The organism is Streptomyces sp. NPDC090127 (assembly GCF_044746945.1).
In the GTDB taxonomy this organism is placed as follows: domain Bacteria; phylum Actinomycetota; class Actinomycetes; order Streptomycetales; family Streptomycetaceae; genus Streptomyces.
The window spans coordinates 927,540-940,585 of record NZ_JBIVDE010000003.1; the positions used below are offsets into that span (position 1 = coordinate 927,540).

Annotated in this window: 13 protein-coding genes; 9 read left to right on the top strand and 4 right to left on the bottom strand. The window is 72.9% G+C overall.

The window, feature by feature from the left end; all coding sequences use genetic code 11:
• Positions 1-13 precede the first annotated feature (13 nt).
• Positions 14-1,207, bottom strand: coding sequence for an 8-amino-7-oxononanoate synthase (locus tag ACIPPS_RS15010; RefSeq protein ID WP_401431098.1), 1,194 nt, complete (start codon positions 1,205-1,207; stop codon positions 14-16).
• 144 nt (positions 1,208-1,351) lie between these two features.
• On the opposite strand from ACIPPS_RS15010, the gene bioB reads away from it, so the two are divergent.
• The 5 genes from bioB to ACIPPS_RS15035 all read left to right on the top strand — a co-directional run bounded on the left by bioB (position 1,352) and on the right by ACIPPS_RS15035 (position 6,149).
• Complete coding sequence (bioB, locus tag ACIPPS_RS15015) at positions 1,352-2,644, top strand: biotin synthase BioB (RefSeq protein WP_401431100.1); 1,293 nt, start codon at positions 1,352-1,354, stop codon at positions 2,642-2,644.
• Positions 2,637-3,917 carry an adenosylmethionine--8-amino-7-oxononanoate transaminase gene (locus tag ACIPPS_RS15020; protein ID WP_401431103.1) on the top strand — a complete coding sequence of 427 codons (1,281 nt, stop codon included), beginning with the start codon at positions 2,637-2,639 and terminating at the stop codon, positions 3,915-3,917. Before bioB ends, ACIPPS_RS15020 begins: the two co-directional genes overlap by 8 nt.
• A gap of 423 nt (positions 3,918-4,340) precedes the next feature.
• Entirely contained in the window at positions 4,341-5,039 is a 699-nt protein-coding gene (gene bioD / locus ACIPPS_RS15025) for a dethiobiotin synthase (RefSeq protein WP_401431105.1), read from the top strand.
• A gap of 18 nt (positions 5,040-5,057) precedes the next feature.
• Positions 5,058-5,402: a VOC family protein gene (locus tag ACIPPS_RS15030; protein WP_401431107.1), complete on the top strand. Its 345-nt coding sequence runs from the start codon at positions 5,058-5,060 to the stop codon at positions 5,400-5,402.
• 78 nt (positions 5,403-5,480) lie between these two features.
• On the top strand, positions 5,481-6,149 hold the full coding sequence (locus ACIPPS_RS15035) for a class I SAM-dependent methyltransferase (RefSeq protein WP_401431110.1): 669 nt from the start codon (positions 5,481-5,483) through the stop codon (positions 6,147-6,149).
• 48 nt (positions 6,150-6,197) lie between these two features.
• Here ACIPPS_RS15035 and ACIPPS_RS15040 read toward each other — a convergent pair whose 3' ends face one another.
• Genes ACIPPS_RS15040 through ACIPPS_RS15050 form a run of 3 tightly spaced genes read right to left on the bottom strand, consistent with a single transcriptional unit; the run spans position 6,198 to position 7,247 of the window.
• Positions 6,198-6,569: a fic family toxin-antitoxin system, toxin component gene (locus ACIPPS_RS15040; protein ID WP_392088325.1), complete on the bottom strand. Its 372-nt coding sequence runs from the start codon at positions 6,567-6,569 to the stop codon at positions 6,198-6,200.
• Positions 6,566-6,793 carry an antitoxin gene (locus ACIPPS_RS15045; protein ID WP_361957366.1) on the bottom strand — a complete coding sequence of 76 codons (228 nt, stop codon included), beginning with the start codon at positions 6,791-6,793 and terminating at the stop codon, positions 6,566-6,568. Before ACIPPS_RS15045 ends, ACIPPS_RS15040 begins: the two co-directional genes overlap by 4 nt.
• 43 nt (positions 6,794-6,836) lie before the next feature.
• Positions 6,837-7,247 carry a Fur family transcriptional regulator gene (locus ACIPPS_RS15050; protein WP_401431113.1) on the bottom strand — a complete coding sequence of 137 codons (411 nt, stop codon included), beginning with the start codon at positions 7,245-7,247 and terminating at the stop codon, positions 6,837-6,839.
• 231 nt (positions 7,248-7,478) lie between these two features.
• On the opposite strand from ACIPPS_RS15050, the gene katG reads away from it, so the two are divergent.
• The 4 genes from katG (at position 7,479) to ACIPPS_RS15070 (ending at position 12,817) form a co-directional block, all read left to right on the top strand.
• Positions 7,479-9,698: a catalase/peroxidase HPI gene (gene katG / locus ACIPPS_RS15055; protein ID WP_401431116.1), complete on the top strand. Its 2,220-nt coding sequence runs from the start codon at positions 7,479-7,481 to the stop codon at positions 9,696-9,698.
• A 153-nt stretch (positions 9,699-9,851) separates the two neighbouring features.
• Positions 9,852-10,280 (top strand): GNAT family N-acetyltransferase, encoded by a 429-nt coding sequence (locus tag ACIPPS_RS15060; RefSeq protein ID WP_401431119.1) that lies wholly within the window; start codon positions 9,852-9,854, stop codon positions 10,278-10,280.
• A gap of 180 nt (positions 10,281-10,460) precedes the next feature.
• The gene (locus tag ACIPPS_RS15065) at positions 10,461-11,801 is read left to right on the top strand and encodes a hemolysin family protein (RefSeq protein WP_401431121.1); all 1,341 of its coding nucleotides are present in this window, start codon (positions 10,461-10,463) and stop codon (positions 11,799-11,801) included.
• Positions 11,798-12,817, top strand: coding sequence for a hemolysin family protein (locus ACIPPS_RS15070; protein ID WP_401431124.1), 1,020 nt, complete (start codon positions 11,798-11,800; stop codon positions 12,815-12,817). Before ACIPPS_RS15065 ends, ACIPPS_RS15070 begins: the two co-directional genes overlap by 4 nt.
• The last annotated feature ends 229 nt before the right edge of the window (positions 12,818-13,046 follow it).

Sequence of the window (13,046 nt, forward strand, 5' to 3'; positions counted from 1 at the left end):
GCGGTGAACTCTGCTACGAGAGCCCGTATTTGGGGTCCGATCCGTGAAGGGGCGGCGCGGTTCGCACGATCGTGGCGACCGCCTGCTCGATCTGCGCGTCCGTCAGGTCCGCGCGGGCGGTGAGCCGCAGCCGCGAGATGCCGTCCGGGACGGACGGCGGCCGGAAGCAGCCGACGGCGAGTCCCTGCGCACGGCAGTCGGCCGCCCACCGCAGCGCCGCCTCCGGCGAGGGCGCGCGGACCGAGACGACGGCGGCGTCCGGCCGTACGGCGGTCAGGCCGGCCGCCGTGAGCATCCGGTGCAGCGTGCCGGCGACCGTCCTGGCGCGCTCGGCGAGGCCGGGCTCACCCTGGACGAGCCGCAGGCCGGCCAGGGCGGCGCCGACGGCGGCCGGTGCGAGCCCGGTGTCGAAGATGAACGTCCGGGCCGCGTTGACCAGGTGCTCGATCACCCGGGCCGGGCCGAGGACCGCCCCGCCCTGGCTGCCCAGCGACTTGGAGAGGGTGAGGGTGGCGACCACGTCCGGGGCGCCCGCGAGCCCGGCGGCGTGCAGGGCGCCCCGCCCGCCGTCGCCGAGCACGCCCAGGCCATGGGCGTCGTCCACGACGAGTCCGGCGCCGTGGGCCCGGCAGGCCCCGGCCAGTTCGGGCAGCGGGGCGCGGTCGCCGTCCACGGAGAAGACGGAGTCGGAGACCACCAGCGCCCGGCGGTCCGGGTGCGCCTGGAGGGTCTTGCGTACCGCCTCGGGGTCGGCGTGCGGGACCACGGCCGTCTCGGCGCGCGAGAGCCGGCAGCCGTCGACGATCGAGGCGTGGTTGCCCGCGTCGGAGACGATCAGCGCGTCGCGGCCGCTCAGAGCGGTGAGGGCGGCGAGGTTGGCGGTGTAGCCGGAGGAGAAGACGAGGGCCGCCTCGAAGCCGCAGAACTCCGCGAGTTCGCGTTCGAGCCGGGTGTGCAGCCGGGTGGTGCCGGTGACCAGCCGCGACCCGGTGGAGCCCGCGCCCCAGCGGCGGGCCGCCTCGGCGGCGGCCTCCGTGACGTCCGGGTGGCGGGTCAGCCCGAGATAGTCGTTGCTCGCCAGATCGAGCGGCTCCGACTCGGCGGCCCGGGGCCTCAGGGTGCGGACGAGACCCGCCTCCGCACGGCGGCGCGCCTCCGCGTCGATCCAGTCGAACGGCGTCCGGCGGGTGTCCTCGTCCCGGTGCATGGGGCAGATCCTTTTGTAGGCAGCGCACAGACCCTAACCGTCCGCGCGCCGGGACAGGGTGTGGCCATCCACACACGTCAAACCGGCGCGTTTGTTCAGATCCTCCTTGGCCCCGAGGTGTGCCGTAGGCAAGGATCAGCCCTTATGGACCTGCTGAACACGCTGGTGGACAAGGGGCTGCGGCGCGAGCTGCCGAGCCGTGCAGAAGCGCTCGCCGTGCTGGCGACCTCCGACGACGAACTGCTCGATGTGGTGGCCGCGGCGGGCAAGGTGCGCCGCCAGTGGTTCGGCCGGCGCGTCAAGCTGAACTACCTCGTCAATCTGAAGTCCGGGCTGTGCCCGGAGGACTGCTCGTACTGTTCGCAGCGGCTCGGTGCGACGACCGGGATCCTCAAGTACAGCTGGCTGAAGCCGGACGAGGCCTCCCAGGCGGCCGCCGCGGGTGTCGCGGGCGGAGCCAAGCGGGTCTGCCTCGTCGCGAGCGGCCGCGGCCCGACGGACCGGGACGTCGAGCGGGTCGGCAGGACGATCGAGGCCATCAAGGAGCAGAACGAGGGCGTCGAGGTCTGCGCCTGTCTGGGGCTGCTCTCGGACGGCCAGGCGGAGCGGCTGCGCGAGGCGGGCGCCGACGCCTACAACCACAACCTGAACACGTCCGAGGGGACGTACGGGGAGATCACCACCACCCACACCTACGCGGACCGGGTGGACACCGTGCAGAAGGCGCACGCCGCCGGACTGTCGGCGTGCTCGGGTCTGATCGCGGGCATGGGCGAGAGCGACGAGGACCTGGTCGACGTCGTCTACGCCCTGCGGGAGCTGGACTCCGACTCGGTTCCGGTGAACTTCCTGATCCCCTTCGAGGGCACCCCGCTGGCGAAGGAGTGGAACCTCACCCCGCAGCGCTGCCTGCGGATCCTGGCGATGGTCCGGTTCGTCTGCCCGGACGTCGAGGTCCGGATCGCCGGCGGGCGCGAGGTGCACCTGCGCTCGATGCAGCCGCTCGCGCTGCACATCGCGAACTCGATCTTCCTCGGTGACTACCTGACGAGCGAGGGCCAGGCCGGCAAGACCGACCTGGACATGATCGCGGACGCCGGCTTCGAGGTGGAGGGCGCGGGCACGACGACGCTGCCCGCACACCGTGCCGACGCGCTCGCCGCGGCCGGCGCGGTCGCGGCCGACGGGTGCGGCTCGCAGGCGTCGGCGGGGTGCGGATCGCACGCCGAGGCCGGTGCGGACGCGGCGGCGGGTGCGGGTGGCGGGTGCGGCTCGCACGCCGGCGCCGGTGGCGGGTGCGGGCCGTGCGGCGGCCACGCGCCGGAGCCCTCGGAGGCGGCCCCCGCCGAGGTGCCGAACGACGTGTCGAACCCGCGGACCGACCTGGTGGCCGTGCGCCGTCGCGGCGCCGGAACGGACCTCGCGCCGAATGCGTAACGACGAACTGCTCGCCCTGGACCGGGCGCACGTCTGGCATCCGTACGGCCCCATGCCGGGCCGGGCCGAGCCGCTGGTCGTCGCGTCCGCGTCCGGGGTACGGCTCCGCCTCGCCGAAGAGGCGCACGGGCAGAGCGAGTTGGTCGACGGCATGTCCTCGTGGTGGTCCGCCATCCACGGCTACAACCACCCGGTGCTCAACGAGGCGGTCCGGGGCCAGCTGGACCGGATGAGCCATGTCATGTTCGGCGGGCTCACCCACGAACCGGCCGTCCGGCTCGCCGCCCGGCTGGTGGAGATCACGCCCGAGCCGCTCCAGCACGTCTTCCTGAGCGACTCGGGCTCGGTCGCCGTCGAGGTCGCGATCAAGATGTGCCTCCAGCACTGGCGCTCGGTCGGCCGACCGGAGAAGCGGCGGCTGCTGACCTGGCGCGGCGGCTACCACGGAGACACCTGGCAGCCGATGGCGGTGTGCGACCCCGACGGAGGGATGCACGAGCTGTGGTCCGGCGCACTGCCGAAGCACTTCTTCGCCGACCCGCCGCCGGCCGCGTACGAGGAGTCGTACGCGGAGCACCTGCGCGAGCTCATCGGCCGGCACGCGGACGAGCTGGCCGCCGTGATCGTGGAGCCGCTGGTGCAGGGCGCCGGCGGTATGCGGTTCCACTCCCCCGCGTACCTGCGGGTGCTGCGGGAGGCGTGCGACGCGCACGACGTCCTGCTCGTGTTCGACGAGATCGCGACCGGCTTCGGCCGTACGGGCGAGTTGTTCGCGGCGGACCACGCCGCCGTCTCGCCGGACGTGATGTGCGTCGGCAAGGCGCTGACCGGCGGATATCTGTCGATGGCGGCGACGCTGTGCACCCCGCGGGTGGCGGACGGGATCTCGCGGGGCGAGGTCCCGGTGCTCGCCCACGGGCCGACCTTCATGGGCAACCCGCTGGCCTCCGCCGTGGCCTGCGCCTCGATCGACCTGCTGCTGTCCCAGGACTGGCAGGTGGAGGTCAAGCGGATCGAGGCGGGACTGCGGGAGGGCCTCGCGGACGTGACGGCCGTGCCGGGGGTCCGTGAGGTACGGGTCCTCGGGGCGATCGGGGTCGTGCAGCTCGACCACCCGGTCGACATGGCCGCGGCCACGGAGGCGGCGGTCCGCGCGGGCGTCTGGGTGCGCCCGTTCCGCGACATGATCTACACGATGCCGCCCTTCGTGACGGGCGACGAGGATGTCGCCCGGATCTGCGCGGCGATCCGGTCGGCAGCGGCAGCGGGCTGAGCCCGCCCCCGCACGGCCGGGGCCGGCTTGGCTAGGGCCCGGACGGCCGGGGCCGGCACGGCCGGGGCCGGCACGGCGGGAACTTCGCGCGGCCAGGGCCCGGACGGCCGGGCGCGGACAGGCCGGACCGGACGGCCGGGCGCGGACAGTCGGGCTCGGACGGCCGGGCGCGGACAGGCGGGCTCGGACGGCCGCGCGCGGACAGGCGGGCTCGGATGAACGGGCCCGGCGAAAGGAGCCCTCATGGCCGGGGTCGGCACGGCCGGAGTCCGGACGGCCGGAGCCCGCACGGCTGGGCTCGGCCCGGGGCTCGGCTCGGCACGGATGGGCTCGGCCCGGCCGGCGGGTCGACCGGAGGGAGTCGCCGCGGGGTGTCCCGTGGCGGGTCGCGCCAAGGAGGCGCGGCGGAAAGGACTGCACACCATGAGCGTCATCGTCGTCAGCGGTACGGGGACGGAGATCGGGAAGACGATCGTCACCGCCGCCCTGGCCGCCGTGGCCACGGCCCAGGGGCGGTCCGTCGCCGTGCTCAAGCCCGCGCAGACCGGCCTCGCGCCGGGCGAGCGGGGCGACGCGGACGAGGTCGTACGGCTCTCCGGGGCCGCCGTCTCGTCCGAACTGGGCCGGTTCCCCGAGCCGTTGGCGCCCGCCACGGCCGCCCGGCGGGCCGGGATGACCCCGGTCGGCCCCCGCGAGGTCGCCGAGGCCGCCGAGAAGCTGGCCGCCGCGCATGACCTGGTCCTCGTGGAGGGCGCGGGCGGGCTCCTCGTCCGCTTCGACCACGAGGGCGGCACGCTCGCCGACGCGGCCCGGCTCCTCGGGGCGCCGGTCCTGGTGGTGGCGCCCGCCGGTCTCGGCACGCTCAACGCGACCGCGCTGACCGCCGAGGCGCTCGCGGCGCGCGGCATCGAGCAGCTCGGCGTCGTCGTCGGCAGCTGGCCTGCCGCGCCGGACCTGGCCTCGCGCTGCAACCTGGCCGACCTGCCGGAGGCGGCCGGTGCGCCGCTGCTCGGGGCCGTACCGGAGGGCGCGGGCGCCCTCGACCCGGCCGCGTTCCGGGCACGGGCGCATCGCTGGCTGGCCCCGGCGCTCGGCGGGGTCTGGGACGCCGGGACGCTCTGACCTCCGTAGGCTGAGGTCATGCGCGCATACGTTTCGGAGATCGTCTTCGACTGCGGTGACCCGGCCCGGCTGGTGCGGTTCTGGGCCGAGCTCCTCGGCGGCACGCCGGTCGACCGCGGCCCCGACTGGTCGTACGTCGAACCGCCCGGCTTCGTCCGGATCGCGTTCCAGCAGGTGCCCGAGGGCAAGGTCGCGAAGAACCGGCTCCACCTGGATCTGCACGCGGACGACGTGAGCGCGGCGGCCGACGAGGCGACCTCCCTCGGGGCCACCCGGTCCGGCGGGCTCCGCACCGACGAAGGGGGCGACTTCCAGGTGCTGCACGACCCCGAGGGCAACGAGTTCTGCTTCGTATCGGGCTGAACGGGTCGGAACGGGTCCGGACAGGTCGGGACGGGGCAGAATCACCCCGTCCGCGCGTCGCGTCGGAGGAGGCCCCCCATGCCGTCATCACGTACCGCCCGCGTTCCCCGGGACGCCGTCCACCATCCCCTCTTCGCCCGGTTCTACGCCCGGTTCAGCGTCTCCGCCGACACCAAGGGCGGCATCGGCGCCCTCCGCACGGAGCTGCTGACGGGTCTGTCCGGCCGGGTCATCGAGGTCGGCGCCGGGAACGGGCTGAACTTCGCCGCCTACCCGGCGGCGGTCTCCGAGGTCGTGGCCGTCGAACCGGAACGCCATCTGCGCCAGTTGGCCGCCGACGCCGCCCTGCGCGTCGACGTCCCGGTGGACGTGGTGCCGGGCGCGGCGGAGGCGCTGCCGGTCGAGAGCGGGGCGTTCGACGCGGCGGTCGCCTCCCTGGTCCTGTGCACGGTGCGGGACGTGCCGCGCGCGCTCGCCGAGATGCACCGGGTGCTGCGGCCCGGCGGCGAACTCCGGTTCTTCGAGCACGGGGTCGCCCCGTCGCCGGGGATGGCGCGGACCCAGCGGGTCCTGGACCGCACGGTGTGGCCGCGACTGTTCGGCGGCTGCCACACGGGCCGTGATCCGCTGGCGGCGATCGAGGCGGCGGGCTTCGGAGACGTCACGTACCGCCGGTTCACGGTCCCGGAGAAGGGACCCCGGATGCCCAGCTCGTTCTGTGTGCTGGGCACCGCCCGGAAGAGCTGAGGCGCGCGGGGCCTGCGGCCCACCAGGAGGCGCGGGCGCGTCAGCCGTTCAGCGGCTCCACTGGCGCAGCTCGTCGGCGATGGCCCGGACGTCCGCCTCGCCCTTCTTCACCAGTCGGGCCAGGTCTCTGACCTGCTCCGGCGAGGTGACGACCTTCAGGCCGCTGGCGACGAGGTAGCCGTAGGCGACGGCGGAGGCGAACATGGCGTTGGAGTGCTCCAGGGCCGGGACGTGCAGCAGGAGTTGGAGCAGCGCGGCGGCGCGGGCGTGCGGGTCTCCGTAGACGGGCACGCCGAAGATCTCGGCGTCGTGGCGGCCGACGGCGGCGACGAGCGCGCCCCAGTCGCTGACCTGGGGGTCGCCGGGCGTCTGGTGTTCGGCCACCATGAGCAGCCAGGAGAGGTCGACCGTGAGGCTCATGCGGTGCGGTCGCGCTCCGTTCCGAACTCCTCGGCGAACACCGACTCGTACTGCTTCATGAAATCGGCGGCCGCCTCGACGAAGGCGCGCCCCGATTCCCCGGCGTCCTGCTGGACGAGTTCCTCGATGTACCGGTTGACGCTCACGCCGCGCTGCTGCGCCCGCCGGCGCGCGGTGTCGGCGGTCGTCTCGTCCACGCGGACGTTCAGCTGGGTCTTGGCCACAGCACCACGCTAGCGCCGTCGTGCTAGCACCGGCAAGTGGGCCTCAGGCGCAGGACGGGCAGAGCCCCCGGTACGTGACCTCGGCGGCCGACACGGTGAAGCCGAAGCGCTCGCCCGTCGGCAGGTCCGCCAGCGGGTCGCCGTCCGGGTGGACGTCCCGGATCATGCCGCAGCGGGAGCACACCAGGTGGTGGTGCGGCTGGTGGGCGTTCGGGTCGTACCGCTTGGCGCGGCCGTCCGTGGAGACCTCGATGACCTCACCGAGGGAGACCAGCTCGCCGAGCGTGTTGTAGACCGTCGCCCGGGAGATCTCCGGGAGCCGCTCGGCCGCCCTGACGTGCACCTCGTCGGCCGTGAGGTGCACGTGCTCGCCGTTGAGGACCTCCGCGACGACGCGCCGCTGGGAGGTCATCCGCCAGCCGCGCCCACGCAGTCGCTCCAGCAGGTCGCTCATATCGGTTCACCCATTCAGCTTGGACTTCGGCGGGACACACGGCGTTCACCCGGAGACGCCAGGGTTTCCGAACGGACAGTGGGTTGACGTGCTTCTTGACTTGGACTCTGTCCATTGTAGGATCACTTCCGGCAATAGCCAAGGGACAACATGGCTCCGGTCGGGCGTACCACCACCCACACGGACCACCCCGGCAGAGCCCCGCGATCCGCCCCGTCCGGAAGGATTCCCATGTCCGAGAACCACGACGCCATCGTCACCGACCCCGTACCCGAGAACTCGGGAGGCTGCCCGGTCGCGCACACCCCGCGCGCCGCGCACCCGACCCAGGGTGGCGGCAACCGTCAGTGGTGGCCGGAACGGCTCAACCTGAAGATCCTCGCCAAGAACCCCGCCGTGGCGAACCCGCTCGGCGAGTCGTTCGACTACGCCGAGGCGTTCGAGGCGCTCGACCTCGCGGCCGTGAAGCGGGACATCGCCGAGGTGCTCACCACCTCCCAGGACTGGTGGCCCGCCGACTTCGGCAACTACGGCCCGCTCATGATCCGGATGGCCTGGCACAGCGCCGGTACGTACCGCATCAGCGACGGTCGCGGTGGCGCCGGCGCCGGTCAGCAGCGCTTCGCGCCGCTGAACAGCTGGCCGGACAACGGCAACCTGGACAAGGCCCGCCGCCTGCTGTGGCCGGTCAAGCAGAAGTACGGCCAGTCCATCTCCTGGGCCGACCTCATGATCCTCACCGGCAACGTCGCCCTGGAGACGATGGGCCTCAAGACCTTCGGCTTCGCCGGCGGCCGCGCCGACGTGTGGGAGCCGGACGAGGACGTCTACTGGGGCCCCGAGACCACCTGGCTCGCCGACGAGCGCTACAGCGGTGACCGTGAGCTGGAGAACCCGCTCGGCGCGGTCCAGATGGGTCTGATCTACGTCAACCCGGAGGGCCCCAACGGCAACCCGGACCCGGTCGCCGCGGCCCGCGACATCCGCGAGACCTTCCGCCGCATGGCGATGAACGACGAGGAGACCGTCGCCCTCATCGCCGGTGGCCACACCTTCGGCAAGACCCACGGGGCGGGCCCGGCGGACAACGTCGGCGACGACCCCGAGGCCGCCCCGATGGAGGCGCAGGGCTTCGGCTGGGCGAACTCGTACGGCACCGGCAAGGGCGCCGACGCGATCACCAGCGGTCTGGAGGTCACCTGGACCACCACGCCGGCGCAGTGGGGCCACGACTTCTTCAAGCACCTCTTCGAGTACGAGTACGAGCTCACGCAGAGCCCGGCCGGTGCGCACCAGTGGGTGGCGAAGGACGCCGAGGCGATCATCCCCGACGCGCACGACGCGTCGAAGAAGCACCTCCCGATGATGCTCACCACCGACCTGTCGCTCCGCTTCGACCCGGTCTACGAGCAGATCTCGCGGCGCTTCTACGAGCACCCGGAGGAGTTCGCGGACGCCTTCGCGCGCGCCTGGTTCAAGCTCACGCACCGTGACATGGGCCCCGTCGTCCGCTACCTCGGCCCGGAGGTCCCCGCCGAGACGCTGCTGTGGCAGGACCCGCTGCCGGAGCGCGAGGGCGAGCTGATCGACGCCGCCGACATCGCCTCCCTCAAGGAGCAGATCCTCGGCTCGGACCTCACGGTCCCGCAGCTGGTCTCCGCCGCCTGGGCCGCCGCCGCCTCCTTCCGGGGCAGCGACAAGCGGGGTGGCGCCAACGGCGGCCGCATCCGCCTGGAGCCGCAGCGCAACTGGGAGGTCAACAACCCGGACGAGCTGGCCCAGGTCCTCCGTACGCTCGAAGGTGTCCAGGAGTCCTTCAACGCCGCCGGCGCCAAGAAGGTCTCGCTGGCCGACCTCGTCGTGCTCGCGGGCTCTGCGGCCGTCGAGCAGGCGGCCAAGGACGGCGGCTTCGACGTCGAGGTCCCGTTCACGCCGGGCCGTGTCGACGCCTCGCAGGAGCAGACGGACGTCGAGTCGTTCGCCGCGCTCGAGCCGGCCGCCGACGGCTTCCGCAACTACGTCGGCAAGGGCAACCGCCTGCCGGCCGAGTACCTGCTGCTCGACAAGGCGAACCTGCTGACCCTGAGCGCGCCCGAGCTGACGGTCCTGGTCGGCGGTCTGCGCGTCCTGGGCGCCAACCACGGCCAGTCCAAGCACGGCGTCCTCACGAACAGGCCGGGCACGCTCTCCAACGACTACTTCGTCAACCTGCTCGACATGGGCACGACGTGGAAGTCGACGAGCTCGGCCCAGGACGAGTTCGAGGGCCGCGACGCCGGCGGCGCCGTCAAGTGGACCGGCACCCGCGCCGACCTCGTCTTCGGCTCGAACTCCGAGCTGCGCGCGGTCGCCGAGGTGTACGCGAGCGACGACGCGAAGGAGAAGTTCGTCAAGGACTTCGTCGCCGCGTGGACCAAGGTCATGGAGCTGGACCGCTTCGACCTCGTCTGATCACGGCACCTGTGCGGTGACGTCCAGGCCTGACCCGTACGGGCGGGCCTGGACGTCCGTCGTTCGACCTGTCCGTCGTTCCGTGGGTGGAGATCGTTCCGTATACCGAAACGCGGTCGACGGGCGGCGGGGGCCGGTGATGGGATCTCGGCCATGACCGCACCACACCTCCGGGCCGCCCAGCCGGCCGACCTCGACGCCGTCCTCGCGTTCTGGAAGACCGCCGCCGAGGGCACGAGCATCAGCGACGACCGCGACGGGATCGAGCGCCTCGTCGCCCGTGACCCCGAGGCCCTGATCCTGGCCGAGCGCGACGGCGAGCTCGTCGGCACGGTGATCGCCGGCTTCGACGGCTGGCGCTGCCACCTCTACCGCCTCGCCGTGCACCCCGACCACCGCCGACAGGGCGTGGGCGGCGCGCTGCTCGCGGCGGCGGAGGAACGTTTCGTACGGCTCGGCGGGCGGCGCGCCGACGCGATGGTGCTCGACCGCAACACACTCGGCCGGCGTGCCTGGCGGGCGGCCGCCTACGGCCCCGAGGAGCAGTGGACCCGCTGGGTGAAGCCGCTGCCCGCCGGGTGAACCCGCCACCCGACCGATGAACCCGCCGCCCCACCCATGGGGTGCTTTGCGCCTCCTTTACCATGGGTGATTCCATCCCAGCACGATCGAAAGGTGTGAGCGTCCGCCCATGGGCGAGCCTCCCAGTACCACGCGCGCGATCTCTCCGTCCCTGACTGATCATGGAACGGAGGTGAACCGATGATCGAAGTGCTTCTGCTCCTGGTGGCGCTCCTGCTCTCGCTCGCGTGCGGCGCCTTCGTCGCGGCCGAGTTCTCACTGACCACCGTCGAGCGGTCCGAGCTCGAACGGGCGGTGGAGCGAGGCGAGCGGGGCGCGGAGAGCGCCCTCAAGGCCGTCAAGTCGCTCACCTTCCAGCTCTCCGGCGCCCAGCTCGGCATCACCGTCACCAACCTGATCGTCGGCATGCTCGCCGAGCCCTCGATCGCCGCGCTGCTGCGCGGCCCGTTCGAGGACCTCGGCCTGTCCGCCTCGGTCGCCTCCTCGGTGGCCCTCGTCCTCGGCACCGCCCTGTCGACCGTCGTGCTGATGGTCGTCGGCGAGCTGGTGCCCAAGAACTGGGCCATCTCCTCCCCCCTGGCGATCGCCAAGCGGGTGGCGACCCCGCAGCGGGTCTTCACCGCCGCGTTCAAGCCGCTGATCAGCCACCTCAACAACACGGCGAACCGCATCCTGCACCGGCTCGGCATGGAGCCGACCGAGGAGCTCGCCTCCGCGCGCTCCCCCAAGGAGCTGGTGGCCCTGGCCCGTCACTCCGCCAAGGAGGGGGCCCTGGAGGCGGACACCGCGGAGCTGTTCGTACGGACCCTCAACCTGGCCGAGCTGACGGCGGAGAACGTGATGACCCCGCGCGTGCAGGTCACCGCCCTGGAGGTGCAGGCCACGGCCGAGGACGTCGCCAACGCGACCCGGGCCACCGGCCTCTCCCGCTTCCCCGTCTACCGAGGAAACCTCGACACCGTGGTCGGCATCGCCCACATCAAGGACGTCCTGGCCATACCGGCCGACGAGCGGCCCCGCAGGCGCGTCGGCGACATGCTCCGTGAGCCGCTGCTCGTCCCGGAGACGCTGACGGTGGACCGCCTCCTGGACCGGCTGTCCAGCCGGCAGACCATGGCCGTCGTCATCGACGAGTACGGCGGTACGGCCGGCGTCGCGACGCTGGAGGACATCGTCGAGGAGGTGGTCGGCGAGGTGCGCGACGAGCACGATCCGCACGAGACCCCCGACCTGGCGCGGGCGGGCGTGGACGCGGACGGGCGTGAGCTCTGGTCCGCCGACGGCGCGGCCCGCACCGACCAGTTGCAGGCGATCGGGCTGCGCATCCCGGACGGACCGTACGAGACGCTGGCCGGTGTCATCGCCAACGAACTGGGGCGGATCCCGGAGGTCGGCGACCGCGTGGAGTTCGCCGGCTGGCTGCTCGAGGTCGTGGACGCCTCCGGGCGCCGGGCCGCGCGGGTGCTGGTGCACGTGCCGCCCCACGACGAGTTCGGCATGACCCTGGAGGAGGGCCGATGACCGCGATCCAGTTGCTCATCGGCGCGCTGACCCTGGTCGTCAACGCCTTCTTCGTCGGCGCCGAGTTCGCCCTGATCTCCGTACGCCGCAGTCAGATCGAGCCGGAGGCCGAGGCCGGGAACCGGCGGGCGCGCAGCGTCATCTGGGGCCTCGAACACGTCTCCGCGCTGCTCGCGGCGGCCCAGCTCGGCATCACGCTGTGCACCCTGGTGCTCGGCATCGTCGCCGAGCCCGCCATCGCGCACCTGCTCGAACCGGTCTTCGACGCGGTCGGCGTGCCGCACGGTCTGGTGCACCCGATCTCGTTCGTGATCGCGCTGTCCGTGGCGACCTACCTGCACATGCTGCTGGGCGAGATGGTCCCGAAGAACATCGCGCTCGCCGAGCCGACCCGCACGGCGCTGCTGCTCGGGCCGCCGCTGGTCGCGCTCGCGCGGGCGCTGCGTCCGGTGATCTTCACGATCAACGCCTTCGCCAACGGGCTGCTGAAGCTCCTGCGGGTGGAGGTGAAGGACGAGGTCTCGGCCACGTTCTCGGACGCCGAGCTGGCCCGGATGGTGACCGACGCCGGGGTCGCCGGCCTGCTCGACGACCGTGCCGCCGAGCGGCTGCACGATGCCCTGGAGCTGGGTCGGCGCCCGGTGCGGGACGTCGTCATGCCGATCGAGAAGGTCGTGTACGCGGCTGTCGGGACGACACCGGAGGAGCTGGAGTCGCTCTCCGCCGAGTCGGGCTTCTCCCGCTTCCCGGTGGTCGACACGGGCAGCCGGATCCTGGGCTACCTCCATGTGAAGGACGCCCTGGACGCGGCGCCGAGGGACCTGCCGTTCCCGGTCTCGGCGATGCGGCCGATCGCCCGCGTCCGGGCGGCCACGCCGATGGACGACGTCCTGACGGCGATGCGGCGCAGCCGTACGCACCTGGCGGCGGTCCTGGACGACGACGGCAGGCTGGCCGGCCTGGTCACGATGGAGGACGTCCTGCGGGAACTGGTCGGACGGCCGACGGCACCGTAACGCCGTAGATCTCGGGAAGCGCCCGACGGGCGCGACGGACGTAGCGACGCGATGGACGGAACCGACCGACGGAAGCGACGGACGGACGGACCGGGCCCCGGGGTGCGCAGTGCGCCCCGGGGCCCCGGTGCATCCGGACGGCCTCCGGTGTGCGGGTACCGGGCGTCGTCCGCCGGGCCGCGGCCGTACAGCAGCAGGAGCAGGTCGGCGTACGCATACCGCGCGGTAT

Bases quoted from the DNA above. Each gene is read 5' to 3' on its own strand.
- ACIPPS_RS15035 (WP_401431110.1), top strand. From the start codon at position 5,481: ATGCCGTCATCACGTACCGCCCGCGTTCCCCGGGACGCCGTCCACCAT.
- ACIPPS_RS15065 (WP_401431121.1), top strand. From the start codon at position 10,461: ATGATCGAAGTGCTTCTGCTCCTGGTGGCGCTCCTGCTCTCGCTCGCG.
- ACIPPS_RS15040 (WP_392088325.1), bottom strand. From the start codon at position 6,569: ATGAGCCTCACGGTCGACCTCTCCTGGCTGCTCATGGTGGCCGAACAC.
- bioB (WP_401431100.1), top strand. From the start codon at position 1,352: ATGGACCTGCTGAACACGCTGGTGGACAAGGGGCTGCGGCGCGAGCTG.
- ACIPPS_RS15030 (WP_401431107.1), top strand. From the start codon at position 5,058: ATGCGCGCATACGTTTCGGAGATCGTCTTCGACTGCGGTGACCCGGCC.
- ACIPPS_RS15060 (WP_401431119.1), top strand. From the start codon at position 9,852: ATGACCGCACCACACCTCCGGGCCGCCCAGCCGGCCGACCTCGACGCC.
- ACIPPS_RS15050 (WP_401431113.1), bottom strand. From the start codon at position 7,247: ATGAGCGACCTGCTGGAGCGACTGCGTGGGCGCGGCTGGCGGATGACC.
- katG (WP_401431116.1), top strand. From the start codon at position 7,479: ATGTCCGAGAACCACGACGCCATCGTCACCGACCCCGTACCCGAGAAC.
- ACIPPS_RS15010 (WP_401431098.1), bottom strand. From the start codon at position 1,207: ATGCACCGGGACGAGGACACCCGCCGGACGCCGTTCGACTGGATCGAC.
- ACIPPS_RS15020 (WP_401431103.1), top strand. From the start codon at position 2,637: ATGCGTAACGACGAACTGCTCGCCCTGGACCGGGCGCACGTCTGGCAT.
- ACIPPS_RS15070 (WP_401431124.1), top strand. From the start codon at position 11,798: ATGACCGCGATCCAGTTGCTCATCGGCGCGCTGACCCTGGTCGTCAAC.
- bioD (WP_401431105.1), top strand. From the start codon at position 4,341: ATGAGCGTCATCGTCGTCAGCGGTACGGGGACGGAGATCGGGAAGACG.